Origin of the sequence: Bradyrhizobium sp. ISRA436 (genome assembly GCF_029910015.1) — a bacterium.
GTDB lineage: Bacteria > Pseudomonadota > Alphaproteobacteria > Rhizobiales > Xanthobacteraceae > Bradyrhizobium.
The window spans coordinates 3,480,067-3,494,694 of sequence record NZ_CP094519.1 but is presented as its reverse complement, the minus strand read 5'-3'; the positions used below and the strand labels follow the sequence as shown (position 1 = coordinate 3,494,694).

At 64.0% G+C, this 14,628-nt stretch carries 10 protein-coding genes and 1 tRNA gene; 4 read left to right on the top strand and 7 right to left on the bottom strand.

The genetic code is table 11. The features are described from left to right. Position 1 precedes the first annotated feature (1 nt). The 5 genes from lon to MTX23_RS16530 form a co-directional block, all read right to left on the bottom strand. Entirely contained in the window at positions 2 to 2,428 is a 2,427-nt protein-coding gene (gene lon / locus MTX23_RS16550) for an endopeptidase La (RefSeq protein ID WP_280977737.1), read from the bottom strand. A gap of 300 nt (positions 2,429 to 2,728) precedes the next feature. Next, positions 2,729 to 4,003, bottom strand: coding sequence for an ATP-dependent Clp protease ATP-binding subunit ClpX (clpX, locus tag MTX23_RS16545; protein ID WP_280977736.1), 1,275 nt, complete (start codon positions 4,001 to 4,003; stop codon positions 2,729 to 2,731). A gap of 443 nt (positions 4,004 to 4,446) precedes the next feature. Further along, entirely contained in the window at positions 4,447 to 5,082 is a 636-nt protein-coding gene (locus MTX23_RS16540) for an ATP-dependent Clp protease proteolytic subunit (RefSeq protein ID WP_280977735.1), read from the bottom strand. A 284-nt stretch (positions 5,083 to 5,366) separates the two neighbouring features. Then, positions 5,367 to 6,728 carry a trigger factor gene (gene tig / locus MTX23_RS16535; RefSeq protein WP_280977734.1) on the bottom strand — a complete coding sequence of 454 codons (1,362 nt, stop codon included), beginning with the start codon at positions 6,726 to 6,728 and terminating at the stop codon, positions 5,367 to 5,369. 163 nt (positions 6,729 to 6,891) lie between these two features. After that, a tRNA-Leu gene (locus tag MTX23_RS16530) sits at positions 6,892 to 6,976 on the bottom strand. 136 nt (positions 6,977 to 7,112) lie between these two features. Here MTX23_RS16530 and MTX23_RS16525 point away from each other — a divergent pair. Together MTX23_RS16525 and MTX23_RS16520 are read left to right on the top strand one after the other, a co-directional pair. After that, positions 7,113 to 8,438, top strand: coding sequence for a multicopper oxidase domain-containing protein (locus MTX23_RS16525; RefSeq protein ID WP_280977733.1), 1,326 nt, complete (start codon positions 7,113 to 7,115; stop codon positions 8,436 to 8,438). Positions 8,439 to 8,458: 20 nt separating this feature from the next. After that, positions 8,459 to 9,544: an enolase C-terminal domain-like protein gene (locus tag MTX23_RS16520; RefSeq protein ID WP_280977732.1), complete on the top strand. Its 1,086-nt coding sequence runs from the start codon at positions 8,459 to 8,461 to the stop codon at positions 9,542 to 9,544. A gap of 50 nt (positions 9,545 to 9,594) precedes the next feature. On the opposite strand, the gene MTX23_RS16515 is transcribed toward MTX23_RS16520, so the two are convergent. Then, on the bottom strand, positions 9,595 to 11,100 hold the full coding sequence (locus MTX23_RS16515) for an NAD(P)H-hydrate dehydratase (RefSeq protein ID WP_280977731.1): 1,506 nt from the start codon (positions 11,098 to 11,100) through the stop codon (positions 9,595 to 9,597). 355 nt (positions 11,101 to 11,455) lie between these two features. Here MTX23_RS16515 and MTX23_RS16510 point away from each other — a divergent pair, with 355 nt between their 5' ends. Both MTX23_RS16510 and glnA read left to right on the top strand, forming a co-directional pair. Further along, positions 11,456 to 11,794, top strand: coding sequence for a P-II family nitrogen regulator (locus MTX23_RS16510; protein WP_011441447.1), 339 nt, complete (start codon positions 11,456 to 11,458; stop codon positions 11,792 to 11,794). A 150-nt stretch (positions 11,795 to 11,944) separates the two neighbouring features. Beyond that, on the top strand, positions 11,945 to 13,354 hold the full coding sequence (gene glnA / locus MTX23_RS16505; RefSeq protein ID WP_280977730.1) for a type I glutamate--ammonia ligase: 1,410 nt from the start codon (positions 11,945 to 11,947) through the stop codon (positions 13,352 to 13,354). A 176-nt stretch (positions 13,355 to 13,530) separates the two neighbouring features. On the opposite strand, the gene MTX23_RS16500 is transcribed toward glnA, so the two are convergent. Continuing rightward, on the bottom strand, positions 13,531 to 14,598 hold the full coding sequence (locus MTX23_RS16500; protein ID WP_280977729.1) for an extracellular solute-binding protein: 1,068 nt from the start codon (positions 14,596 to 14,598) through the stop codon (positions 13,531 to 13,533). Between the last annotated feature and the right edge of the window lie 30 nt (positions 14,599 to 14,628).

Here is a 14,628-nt window from a genome sequence, read left to right as displayed (position 1 = left end):
CTCAGTGCGCCGTCAGGCCGCCGGCTGCTTCATCCGAAGCGTCGGGCTTGACGTCGACCTTCGTCTCCTCTTCCCAGACGATCGGCGCGGGCACGCGGACCAGCGCCTTGGCGACGACCTCATCCAGCCGCGAGACCGGGATGATGTCCATGCCGCCCTTGATCGCATCGGAGATCTCCGTGAGATCCTTGGCATTGTCCTCGGGGATCAGCACCGTCTTGATGCCGCCGCGCGCGGCAGCCAGCAGCTTCTCCTTCAGACCGCCGATCGGCAGCACCCGGCCGCGCAGCGTGATCTCGCCGGTCATCGCGACATCGTGACGGACCGGGATTCCGGTCATGGTCGAGATGATCGCGGTGGCCATCGCGACGCCGGCGGACGGACCGTCCTTCGGGGTCGCGCCCTCCGGCACGTGAACGTGGATGTCGCGGCGATCGAACATCGGCGGTTCGATTCCGTAGACGATCGCGCGCGAGCGGACGTAGGACGCCGCCGCGGAGATCGACTCCTTCATCACGTCGCGCAGGTTGCCCGTCACCGTCATCTTGCCCTTGCCGGGCATCATGACGCCTTCGATGGTCAACAGCTCGCCGCCGACATCGGTCCAGGCCAGGCCGGTGACGATACCGACCTGATCTTCATCATCGATCTCGCCGAAGCGGTACTTCGGAACGCCGAGGAACTCTTCGATGTTCGCCTCGCTAACCTTGACCGACTTCTTCTTGGAGATCATCAGCTCCTTCACCGCCTTGCGGGCCAGTGTGGACAGCTCACGCTCCAGGTTGCGCACGCCCGCTTCGCGGGTGTAGCGGCGGATCATCAACAGCAAGGCCGCGTCGTCGATCGACCATTCCTTGGAGTCCAGACCGTGCTTGGTGAGCGCGCTCGGGATCAGGTGCTTGCGCGCGATCTCGACCTTCTCGTTCTCGGTGTAGCCGGCGATCCGGATGATCTCCATGCGGTCCATCAGCGGGCCGGGAATATTCAGCGTATTCGCGGTCGTGATGAACATCACGTTGGACAGGTCGTAGTCGACCTCCAGGTAGTGGTCGTTGAAGTTCGAGTTCTGCTCGGGGTCGAGGACCTCAAGCAGCGCCGACGACGGATCGCCGCGGAAATCGGCGCCCATCTTGTCGATCTCGTCCAGCAGGAACAGCGGGTTCGCGGTCTTCGCCTTCCGCATCGACTGGATGATCTTGCCGGGCATCGAGCCGATATAGGTGCGGCGGTGACCGCGGATCTCGGCCTCGTCACGCACGCCGCCGAGCGACACGCGCACGAACTCGCGCCCCGTCGCCTTGGCGATCGACTTGCCGAGCGAGGTCTTGCCGACGCCGGGAGGCCCGACCAGGCACAGGATCGGCCCGGTCAGCTTGTTGGCTCGCGACTGCACCGCGAGATACTCGACGATGCGGTCCTTGACCTTCTCGAGCCCGTAGTGATCGGAGTCCAGCACCGCCTGCGCGGCCTCGAGGTCCTTCTTGACCTTGGACTTCTTGCCCCACGGAATCGAGAGCAGCCAATCCAGATAGTTGCGCACGACGGTCGCTTCCGCGGACATCGGCGACATCTGGCGCAGCTTCTTCAACTCGTGCTGCGCCTTCTCGCGCGCTTCCTTGGAAAGCTTGGTCTTGGAGATCTTCTCCTCCAGATCGGCCAGCTCGTCGCGACCTTCGTCGTCGCCGAGCTCCTTCTGGATCGCCTTCATCTGCTCGTTCAGGTAATACTCGCGCTGGGTCTTCTCCATCTGGCGCTTGACGCGCGAGCGGATGCGCTTCTCGACCTGCAGCACCGAGATCTCGCTCTCCATCAACCCCAGCACCTTCTCCAGGCGCTGCGTGACGGACAACGTCTCCAGAATCGCCTGCCGATCGGCAATCTTCACCGCGAGATGCGAGGCAACGGTATCGCCCAGCTTGGCGAAATCGGTGATCGCCTGAACCACGCCGACGACTTCGGCGGAGATCTTCTTGTTCAGCTTCACATAGCTCTCGAAGTCGGACACGACCGAACGCGCCAGCGCCTCGGCTTCGACCGAGTTGGCGTCAGTGTCGGAGAGCGCGACCGCGGTCGCCTCATAATACTCGCTTCGATCGGTATACTTCTCGACGCGCGCGCGCTCGAGTCCCTCGACCAGCACCTTCACCGTGCCGTCGGGCAGCTTCAGGAGCTGCAGGACGCTGGCGAGCGTACCGGTCTCGTAAATGGCATCGGGTGCAGGATCGTCATCGGACGCGTTCTTCTGCGTCGCGAGCATGATCAGCGCGTCGTTCTTCATCACCTCTTCGAGCGCGCGGATCGATTTCTCGCGGCCGACGAACAGCGGCACAATCATGTGCGGGAAGACGACGATGTCGCGTAGCGGCAGCACCGGATAGGAGTGGCTTTCGCCGTGAACGATCGTTGGCCGGGGTTTGGAAGTCGTCATGGCCTAATCCTTTTGTTTTGCCCCCTTGCACGCAGCCCGCCTGCTTGCGCAACCGCCACAAGGTGCCTTGGTGATCCGGATCAGGTGACCGTCAGCAGCCGCCTTCTCCGTCTCGTGAAGCGACGAATCTCGACACGTCGAGCGTCGTCACCGATAGCATTAGGTGGCAATCGGGCACATGGGTGTCAAGTACGAGAAATGCCCGAAACTTCAGGCCAAACAGACATTTGCCGCCACGCCCAGACGGCTGCCGGATGGGCCGGCAGCCGCGCAATATTGGTCAGCTCGGCGTTGCGCGCTTTAAGCGCTCGCGCTGCTCTCGACGGCGCGGTCGGAACGATCCGCGTAGATGTAGAGCGGACGGGCCGTCCCCTCGACAACCTCGCGCGAGATCACGACTTCCTCGACCCCTTCCAGGCCCGGGAGGTCGAACATCGTCTCGAGCAGGATGCTCTCCAGGATCGACCGCAGGCCGCGTGCGCCGGTCTTGCGCTCGATCGCCTTGCGGGCGACCGCGCCAAGCGCCTCGTCTGCAAAGGTCAGCTCGATGTTCTCCATTTCGAACAAGCGCTGGTATTGTTTCACCAGCGCGTTCTTCGGATCGGTCAGGATCTTCTTCAGCGAGCTCTCGTCGAGGTCTTCCAGCGTTGCAACGACCGGCAGACGGCCGACGAATTCCGGAATCAGGCCGTACTTCAGGAGATCCTCGGGCTCGACGTGGCGGAAGATCTCGCCGGTCCGGCGGTCCTCCGGCGCCAGCACCTGCGCCGCGAAACCGATCGAGGTCGAACGGCCGCGCGCGGAGATGATCTTCTCCAGCCCCGAGAAGGCGCCGCCGCAGATGAACAGGATGTTGGTGGTATCCACCTGCAGGAACTCCTGCTGCGGATGCTTGCGGCCGCCCTGCGGCGGAACCGACGCCACCGTGCCTTCCATGATCTTCAGCAGCGCCTGCTGGACACCCTCGCCCGAGACGTCGCGGGTGATGGAGGGATTGTCCGACTTGCGGCTGATCTTGTCGATTTCGTCGATATAGACGATGCCGCGCTGCGCGCGCTCGACATTGTAGTCGGCCGCCTGCAAGAGCTTCAGGATGATGTTCTCGACGTCCTCACCGACGTAGCCGGCCTCGGTCAGCGTCGTGGCATCGGCCATGGTAAAGGGAACGTCGAGGATGCGGGCCAGCGTCTGGGCGAGCAGGGTCTTGCCCGAACCGGTCGGACCGATCAGCAGGATGTTCGACTTCGCAAGCTCGACGTCGTTGTGCTTGGTCTGATGGTTCAGCCGCTTGTAGTGGTTGTGGACGGCAACCGACAGAACCTTCTTGGCGTGGCTCTGGCCGATCACGTAGTCGTCCAGCACCTTGCAGATTTCCTTCGGCGTCGGGATGCCGTCGCGCGACTTCACCAGCGAGGACTTGTTCTCCTCGCGGATGATGTCCATGCAGAGTTCAACGCATTCGTCGCAGATGAAGACGGTCGGTCCCGCGATCAGCTTGCGGACTTCGTGCTGGCTCTTGCCGCAGAACGAGCAATACAGCGTGTTCTTGGAGTCGCTCGTGCCGACCTTACTCATTCATTATCTCCGTCCGCCGTTCGATCTCTTTTGCCAGATCGACCCAATCCGGCACAAAACCGGAGCTTCAAGGGTAGATAGAGCAAATTCCGTACCAAAAAAGACCCTACGTAGTCTTGACCGTGCGAATCACGGTGTTTTCGAATCTCCCGCGATCATAGCCGATACGTCAGAGCCAACCATGCTGGCACCCGACTATCAAGAATTCGCTAATCGGGCGGCCTGCTCAAGACCGTGACAATACCGTGATTTCCGGCGTTAGCACGTGGAATACGCATCGAAATCCACGGAACGTTGCGGGATTACCACTCCGGCAATGAGCACGAAAGCGGAACCTTTTGCCCGTGCACCCGCACCCGCGGGCGGGTCCGCCATCGTGTTTGCCGCTTATGTGAGGCGTCAATGTGGAAATCACACCGACGCCAGCGGATGCCTGCCCTGACTTACGCGGCCTTCGCGGTGGCCGGGTCGTCCGGACGCTTGTCGATGACCTTGTCGACGAGACCGAACGCCTTCGCATCCTCGGCCGTGAGGAACTTGTCACGCTCGAGCGCTTCCTCGATCGCCTTGTACGCCTGGCCGGTGTGCTTCACATAGATCTCGTTGAGGCGCTTCTTGAGATTCAGGATCTCCTGCGCGTGCAGCATAATGTCGGTGGCCTGGCCCTGGAAACCGCCCGAGGGCTGGTGGACCATGATGCGCGAATTCGGCAGCGTGAAGCGCATGTCCTTCTCGCCGGCCGCAAGCAGCAGCGAGCCCATCGAGGCCGCCTGCCCGGTGCACAGCGTCGACACCGGCGGACGGATGAACTGCATCGTGTCGTAGATCGCAAGACCCGACGTCACCACCCCGCCCGGCGAGTTGATGTACATCGAGATTTCCTTCTTCGGGTTCTCGGCCTCGAGGAACAGCAGCTGCGCCACGATTAGCGTCGACATGCCGTCTTCGACCGGACCAGTGACGAAGATGATGCGCTCCTTCAAGAGGCGCGAGAAGATGTCGTAGGCGCGTTCGCCGCGATTGGTCTGCTCGACGACCATCGGCACAAGGTTCATGTAGGTTTCAACGGGATCGCGCATGGGAAGACCCAGGGGGTTAGGGGTGATGCAGAACTTCAGCTTAACCCAGATATAGGCCAATTTCCGGCCGACAAGACCGACACGATACTAGCCACCTGGGCAGGTCGAAGTTCAAGCTGATTCGAGCGACCGCGCCTAGCGACGGGGACCCGTCGCCAGCGCGCTTTCGCCATTCATCATTAACGCCAGGTGCCGGAGCAGGATCCGGAAAAGTGGAAACCGGTTTTCCATCGCGACAAACGCGGACCGCGTTTGCGCGGAGATCATGCTCAAATTCAAGCAGTCTAAGCGGCAGTCTTCTCGGCGTCCTCGTCCTTGAACAGCTCTTCCTTGGTGACCTTCTTTTCGGTCACGTTGGCGAGCTCCAGGATGAAGTCGACGACCTTGTCCTCGTAGATCGGGGCACGGAGCTGGGCCAGCGCCTGGGCGTTGCTGCGGTAGTAGTCCCAGACTTCCTTCTCGCGGCCGGGCACCTGGCGCGCGCGCTCGATCACGGCGCGCGAGACCTCGTCGTCGGTCACGGTGATCTTGTTCTTCTCGCCGATCTCCGACAGCACGAGGCCGAGGCGGACCCTGCGGTCGGCGATCTTGTGGTACTCCTCCTTGGCCGCCTCCTCGGTGGTGTTCTCGTCGGCGAAGGTCTTGCCGGACGAGTCCATCTCGGCCTTGATCGAGTTCCACATCAGGTTGAACTCTTCCTCGACCAGCGACGGCGGCGCCTCGAACTTGTGGCTCTCGTCGAGGCGGTCGAGCAGCGCGCGCTTGACGCGCTGGCGGGTGGCGCCGGCGAATTCGCCCTTCAGGCGCTCGCGCATCAACTCCTTCAGCTTGTCCAGCGACTCCAGGCCGAGCGTCTTGGCGAAGTCGTCGTCGATCTTGGTCTCGCCGGGCGCCTCGATCAGGGTCGCGGTGGTCTCGAACTCGGCCGGTTGGCCGGCGAGCTTGTCGTTCAGATAGTTCTTCGGGAAGGAGACTTTCAGCGTGCGGGTCTCGTTGGCGCCGATGCCGATCAACTGGTCCTCGAAGCCCGGGATGAACTGGCCGGCGCCGATCACGACCTGGATGCCTTCACCGGTGCCGCCCTCGAAGGCTTCGCCGTTGATGGTGCCCTTGAAGTTGATGGTGATGCGGTCGCCCTTCTCCGCCTTCGCACCCTCGGCCTTGGCGTTGTAGGGACGGCTGCCTTCGGCGATGCGGTTGATGGCGTCGTCGACGTCGGCGTCGGCGACATCGACCACCGGCTTCTCGACCGAGAAGGTCTTGAAGTCGGCGAGCTGGATCGGCGGCACGACTTCGATCGCGACCGTGTAGGTCAGGTCGGTCTTGCCCGTGAGCAGATCGTCGACCTCGTTCTTCTCGGTCGGCATCGTGATCTTCGGCTCGCCCGCGAGGCGGAAGCCGCGATCTTCAAAGATCTTCCGGTTGGTGTCGCTGATGGTCTGGTCGATGGTCTCGGCCATCACCGAGCGGCCATAGATCTTCTTCAGATGCGCGACCGGCACCTTGCCTGGGCGGAAGCCGTTGAGACGGACCTTGTCCTTGAGGTCGACCAGCTTGGCGTCCGCCTTGGCATCGAGATCGGATGCGGGAACGCTGATCTTGAATTCGTGCTTCAGTCCCTCGTTGAGGGTCTCGGTGACCTGCATGGTATCAATCTTCTTCCGCTTTCGGCCACGGACCTCGCGGCCGTGGCTGTGTTCAATCAAGTCGACGCGGCCTCGCAGCCTGACGCCGGTGGTTCGGTGAACCCGCGGCCCTCTGAAGGCTCAAGGTTCTCCAAGGAATCGTCATGCAAACGCTGTAAGCGCTTGGTGCGGGCGGAGGGACTCGAACCCCCACAACTTTCGTCACTGGAACCTAAATCCAGCGCGTCTACCAGTTCCGCCACGCCCGCGTGAAAAGCATCCCATCCGACCGCGATGCCGCGGGCGGCCGGGCTTATACCACGCGCCCGCCGGTTCGCAGCAAAAAAATGGGCGCTTTTGCATCGCCGCGTGCGACCCATTGCGGCTGGACAGACTGAGTTGAAAATGGTCCGCATCGGCCCAATGGCAAGCCCCGAATTCCCTCTCACCCGACGCCGCCTGACGACCCTCCTCGGCGCCGCGGCGCTGTGCCCGATCTTGCCCGCCACCGGCGCGGCGCAAGGCCGCACGGCCGTCGCGCTTCAGGCCCGGGCGGACCGCATCTCGCTGCGTCCCGGAGGGCCGGAGACCACGGTCTGGTCGCTTGGCAATGGAGACCTCCGCTTCAAGCGCGGCGAAGTGCTCGATGTCTCCTTCAGCAACGAGCTACTGGTGCCGGCGGCGCTCGATTGCCGCGGGCTCGACGGCGTGCCGGCGGCCGAGCCGCTGACGTCCCGGGCCTCACTCCCGGCAGGCGCAAAGGATACCTTCCAGCTCGCGCTCCGGCACACTGGAACCTTCCTCTGCGACGCAGGCCTGCTTGGCGACGGTGCCCCCGCGCCGGCGCGGCCACGCGCCCTGATTGTCGACAGCAGCTCGCCGGTCGCTGTCGATCGCGACCACGTCCTGCTGATCGAGGAATGGCGGCTGCGTCAGGATGGGACAGCGATCGCGCCCGGGACGGATCCAAAGGATACGACGTTAATTCATACAGTTAACGGCCAAACCTCATTCGATATCTCCGCCCCCTCCAATGCCCGTCTCAGACTTCGCTTTATTAACGGAAGCCCGCGCAACGTGCTGGCGGTCAAGCTGGAGAACCTCGAGGTCAGGGTGATGGGGATCGACGGCCAGCCGGCCGAACCGTTCCCGGCCCGCAACGGTGCCCTGGTGCTAGCCCCGGGAAATCGCACCGACGTCTTCGTCGATGCAGTCGGGCCCGCCGGAACGAGCTTCCCGATCCTGCTCCACGACGGTCAACAGGCCCATCCGGTCGGCAAGTTGACCATCTCGGCAGAGCCGCCGGTCCGCTCCGCGCCGTTTCCGCCCGCCCCGCCGCTCCCAGGCAACGACCTGCCGGCGCAGATCGATCTCAAGAACGCCCAGCGGGTCGAGCTTGCGCTCGGCACTCCGGCCGATTGGGTCCGGCCGGCCGACTTCAAGCCATCCGCTGCCCCCGCCTTTCAGGCGAAGACCGGCCGGCCCGTCGTGCTGGCGCTGACCAACCGCGCCGCGAGGACCACCGTATTCCACCTGCACGGCCATCATTTCCGGCTGCTGGATCGGCTGGACGACGGCTGGAAACCGTTCTGGCTCGACACGCTCGCGATCGAGCCCGGCCAGACCCAGCGGATCGCCTTCCTCGCCGAATACCCGGGACGCTATCTGATCGAGGCCACCGCCGCCGATTGGGCCGCGCCGCGACTGCTCCGATGGTACAGTGTGCAATAAGATCAAGGGGGGAAACGACCATGAGTCAGACAGTTGCCGCGATTCGCGGAGTCCGTGCGCGAAGCGTCATGGTGCCGCTCAAGCGTCCTGTGAAGAACGCCTTCGGCGTGATCGATTCCGGTCCGCTGGTCCTGATCGATGTCGAGACCGATCAGGACGTTACCGGCCGCGCCTACATCTTCGCCTACAGCAAGCTCACGCTTAAACCTCTCTGCTACCTGATCGAGGAGATCGGCCGCGATCTCATCGGCAAGCCGGTCGCGCCGTTCGAGCTGATGAAGGCGATGGACGCCAAGTTTCGGCTGCTCGGCTGGCAGGGCCTCGTCGGCATGGCGGTGTCTGGCCTCGACATGGCCTATTGGGACGTGCTCGGGCAACTCGCCGGCCGGCCGCTGGTCGAGTTGCTCGGCGGGTCGACCAAGCCGATCAAGGCCTATGACAGCTATGGCGCGGTCGATCCGGTCGCGGATGAGCGCGCGCTGCGCCGCTCGCTCGACCAGGGCTTCAGGGGCATCAAGATCAAGGGTGGCGATGGAGATGCCGCCAATGACGAGCGCGTGGTCAAGGGCGTGCGCGCCCTGCTCGGCCCCGACGTCGCGCTGATGATCGACTTCAACCAGTCGCTCGATCCGGCGGAAGCGACGCGCCGCATCGCGCGGCTCGCGCCCTACGACCTGCACTGGATCGAGGAGCCGGTGCCGCAGGAAAACCTCTCCGGCCACGCCAAGGTCCGCGAGACCTCGCCGACGCCGATCCAGGCCGGCGAGAACTGGTGGTTTCCGCGCGGCTTTGCCGAGGCGATCGCGGCCGGCGCCTCCGACTTCATCATGCCCGACGTGATGAAGGTCGGCGGCGTCACCGGCTGGCTGCAGGTCGCAGGTCAGGCCGACGCCGCCTCGGTCCCGATGTCGAGCCACCTGTTCGCGGAGGTCAGCGCGCATCTGCTCGCGGTGACGCCGACCGCGCATTGGCTCGAATTCCTCGACTTCGCCGGCACGATCCTGGCAAACCCTGCCGAGATCGTCGACGGCGCGGTCACCGCGCGCGGTCCCGGCCTCGGCATAGAATGGAACGAGCCCGCGGTGGCGAAGTACCTGGTGAGCTAAATTAACGTCCCGAGCGCGCGGCCGCGTCCATGTCGGCGAGCGCGAGCGGTCTAATATTCAATCCCGAACTCGTCGTAGATCCGGCGAAACACCGCGGGCAGCACCTCGGTCAGATCCTCCGCGATCAGGCCGGGCCCGGCCTCGCCAGCGCCCTCGCCGTGCATCCACACCCCGATGCTGGCGGCCTCGAACGCCGGCACGCCCTGCGCCAGGAAGCCTGCGATGATGCCGGACAGCACGTCGCCGGCACCGGCGGTGGCGAGCCAGGGTGGCGCATTGGCGGCGATGGTGGCGCGGCCGTCGGGCGATGCAACCACCGTGTCCGCGCCCTTCAGCAGTACCACGGCGCCGGCCCGCTCGGCCGCGGCGCGCACGCGCTCGAGCTTGGAGCGGCCGGGATACTTGTTGGAGATGTCGCTGAACAGCCGCGGGAACTCGCCCTCATGCGGCGTCAGCACAACCTGCTGGCCGTCGGAGGCCTTGATCGCCTCGAACAGCCGGTCCGGCGCATCCGCAAAGCTCGTCAGCGCGTCGGCGTCGAGCACCAGGTGCCGCCGCGCCGACAGCGCGCTGTGGACGAAGTCACGCGTACGCGCATTGACGCCGACGCCGGGGCCGATCACGCAGGCATTGAGCCTCTTGTCGCCGAGCAGTTCGGCGAACTGGATCGGATTGTCGACCGCGCGCACCATCACGGCGGTCAGCGCCGCGGCATTGACGGCCAGCGCGTCGCGCGGGGAGGCCAGCGTCACCAGGCCGGCGCCGGCGCGCAGCGCCCCGCGCGCGGCGAGCCGGGCCGCGCCGGTCGAGGCGATATCGCCCGACACCACCACGGCATGCCCTCGCGCATATTTGTGGCCGTCCATCCGCGGCACCGGAAACGACCGTCGCCAGGCCTGCGGCAGGTTCTCGGCGGTCAGCGGCTTGATCTCGTCCAGTACCTGCGGATCGATGCCGATATCGGCGACGCGCACGCGGCCGCAATGCATCCGTCCCGGCAGCAGCAGATGGCCGGGCTTCTTGCGGAAGAAGGTCACGGTCTCGGTCGCCTGCACCGCGGCGCCCATCACCGCGCCGGTGGTGCCGTTGATGCCGCTCGGCAGGTCGACCGCCAGCACCGGCGCGCCGTTGGCGTTGATCGCCGCGATCATCTCCAGCGGGTCGCCCTTCACCGGCCGGTTGAGGCCGGCGCCGAACAGCGCGTCGATGATCAGCGCCGGCTTGCCGATGCCCAGCGCCTGCGGGTTGAACGGCAGCACCGGATATTTCCAGCCCTTCGCTGCCAGCGCGGCATCGCCCTGCAGGCTGTCGCGCTCGCAGAGCAGGATGACCGAGACCTCGCGGCCACGCGCCGCAAGCTCTGCGGCCGCGACGAACCCGTCGCCGCCATTGTTGCCGCGACCGGCGACCACGACGATCGGCCCCTCCTCGACCAGGTCCATCGCCGCCTCGGCAACCGCCTGGCCCGCGCTCATCATCAAGGCGAAGCCGGGCGTGCCGGCTGCGATGGTCAGCCGGTCGGCGCGCTCCATCTCGGTGGTGGTCAGAACGTCCATGCCGAATCCTCAATCTCTTCGCCTTTTCGAGAGGCATTTCCTGTCGCGTTCGCAGGGTTTTGACCGACCGATTGCACACATATTGGTCAGGTTGCCTATTCGATAGGCTTGGATATCATGCCCATTGTGGTTCGATATCATCCGATTGCCTGTTAAAAGGCTGATAACGTTCCGAAATCGGGGCCCCTGACAAACTGGCATAGACCCTGCTTTTGAGGAAGCCGCTCGCAATGGCACGTTGTGCGACCATTGTGCGTGTTTCCGGCCCGGCGCCGGAAGCCTTAAGACTCGACCAGATTGCGCCCCATGCGCATCGAAGACGACCCTGCAATCTGCAATGCCCGGGAGGCGCTCAGTGAAAAAGATTGAAGCCATCATCAAGCCCTTCAAGCTCGACGAGGTGAAGGAGGCGCTCCAGGAGGTCGGACTGCAAGGCATCACCGTCACCGAGGCCAAGGGTTTCGGGCGGCAGAAGGGTCACGCCGAGCTCTATCGCGGTGCGGAATACATCGTCGACTTCCTGCCCAAGGTGAAGATCGAGATCGTGATCGGCGACGACCTGGTCGAGAAAGCGATCGACGCGATCCGCCGCGCGGCCCAGACCGGTCGCATCGGCGACGGCAAAATCTTCGTCTCCAACATCGAGGAAGCCATCCGCATCCGGACCGGCGAATCCGGGCTGGACGCTATTTGAGCCCGATGCTATCCGGATTCTGCGACCCCAAAAGAGAAAAAAGGCTGCTTCGGCAGCCTGATTTCGTTTGAGTGGTCACAGCAACTCGCCAAAAGCGGGAATAACGTCGCCGATCGCTGGAACCGACCCGCACATCCATAAGGGGTATTCATGAAGACCGCCAAAGACGTCCTGAAGATGATCAAGGACAACGACGTCAAATACGTCGACCTGCGCTTCACCGATCCGCGTGGCAAATGGCAGCATGTGACCTTCGATGTCAGCATGATCGAAGAGGATACCTTTGCCGAAGGTCAGATGTTCGACGGCTCCTCGATCGCCGGCTGGAAGGCGATCAACGAATCCGACATGTGCCTGATGCCAGACCCGGTCACCGCGACGATCGACCCGTTCTTCGCCGAGACCACCATGGTCATCACCTGCGACGTGCTCGAGCCGACCACCGGCGAGCCCTATAACCGCGACCCCCGCGGCATCGCCAAGAAGGCGGAAGCGATGGTGAAGTCGATGGGCGTGGGCGATACTGTGTTCGTCGGTCCCGAGGCCGAGTTCTTCGTGTTCGACGACGTGCGCTATTCGGCCGAGCCCTACAACACCGGCTTCAAGCTCGACTCCTCGGAGCTGCCGATCAACTCGGCCACCGAATATGAGGGCGGCAACCTCGGCCACCGCATCCGCACCAAGGCCGGCTATTTCCCGGTGCCGCCGCAGGACTCGGTGCAGGACATGCGCTCCGAGATGCTCGGCGCCATGGCCAAGATGGGCGTCAAGGTCGAGAAGCACCACCACGAGGTGGCGTCGGCCCAGCACGAGCTCGGCATGAAGTTCGACACGCTGACGCTGATGGCCGACCAGATGCAGATCTACAAGTACTGCATCCATCAGGTCGCGCACATCTACGGCAAGACCGCCACCTTCATGCCGAAGCCGGTCTATGGCGACAACGGCTCGGGCATGCACGTCCACCAGTCGATCTGGAAGGACGGCAAGCCGACCTTCGCCGGCAACAAATATGCCGACCTGTCGGAAACCTGCCTGCACTACATCGGCGGCATCATCAAGCACGCCAAGGCCATCAACGCCTTCACCAACCCGTCGACCAACTCCTACAAGCGCCTGGTCCCGGGCTATGAGGCGCCGGTGCTGCTCGCCTATTCCGCGCGCAACCGTTCGGCGTCCTGCCGCATCCCCTACACGGCGAACCCGAAAGCCAAGCGCGTCGAGGTGCGCTTCCCCGACCCGATGGCCAACCCCTATCTCGGCTTCGCCGCGATGCTGATGGCCGGTCTCGACGGCATCAAGAGCAAGATCGATCCGGGTCCGGCGATGGACAAGGACCTGTACGACCTGCCGAAGGAAGAGCTGAAGCAGATCCCGACGGTCTGCGGCAGCTTGCGCGAGGCGCTGGAGAACCTCGACAAGGACCGCGCGTTCCTCAAGAACGGCGGCGTGTTCGACGACGACTTCATCGACGCCTATATCGAGCTGAAGATGACCGAGGTCGCCCGCTTCGAAATGACCCCGCACCCGGTCGAGTTCGAGATGTATTACTCGCTGTAAGCCGTCACAGCCTCAGAGATGCGAAAGGCGCTTCCGTCGGAAGCGCCTTTTGTTTTGGAGTGGGATGTCGCCATTGCGCGCGATCCGTAGGATGGGTGGAGCGAAGCGATACCCATCCTGTCAGACCTTGCGAGAACGATGGGTTTCGCTGCGCTCTACCCATCCTACGGGTTGAATTACACCCGGAACAGCTTCGCGTAACGCGCCTTGATCTGCTCGCTCTGCGTCTGCACCTCGGCCGGATCGGCCTTGAGCAGCTTCAGCTTGTCGAGCGGCACGTGCCCGGCCTTCTCCTTCACCTGCGCATGGAACGAGCGGTGGGCAAACTCGTCGGCCAGCATCTGCTGGGTCTCGGCGCTGAAGAAGAAGTTCTGGAACAGCTTCGCCGCATTCGGGTTCGGCGCGCTCTTGAAGATGCCGCTCGGCACGATGATCAGCGGAGCGCCCTCGGCCGGATACACCACCTCGACCGGCTTGCCCTGTTCCTTGGCCAGAACGAGGTTGTAGTCGTTGCCGTCGGCCATCACCGCGCGCTCGCCGAGCAGGATCTTCTTCGGCGGATCGGCCGCCGACTGCACCTGCATCACCCGCTGCTGGGCGAGCTTCTCCAGATACGGCCAGCCGAGGTCGCGCGCCAGCACGAAGGTCGCAGTCAGGATCGCGCCAGAGTAGCTGGGGTGGGCCTTGACGAGCTTGCCGCGCCATTTCGGATCGAGCAGATCGGCATAGCTCCTCGGTGCCTCCTCCGGCTTCACCTGCTCGGTGTTGTAGCCGATCACCTCGAACCACGCGCAGGATGTCGCATAGGTCCCGTCAGGATCGATCTGGTCGGCCGGATAATGCTTCGCGACATCCTCGGGCAGATAGGCCGCGAGCCAGCCGTTCTTCTTCCAGTCGAGATAATGCGCGGGATCTGTGGAGTTGGCGACGTCGACCGCGTTGATGCCGCTGCCCTGCTCCTGGGCGATGCGCTGGAAGATGCGCTCGGCGCCGGAGCGCTCGACGCGGACGCTGATGCCCGGATATTTTTGCTCGAATGCCCGCGCGAGGCGTTCGGCCGTGTTCAATTCCAGCGCACTGTAGTACGAGACCTTGCCCTCCTTCTGCGCTGCGGCGATCAGCTCCGGCGTCACCGCCGCTGCCGGCGGCGCGGCCGCCTTCAAGGGCTCCGCGAACACCATGCCGGCCGCCGTTGCCGCCGTCGCCTTGAGCCAGTCGCGTCTCGACCATTTGCGGTCCTGCATTCGACACTCCCTGAATTCGGGCCGTTCATC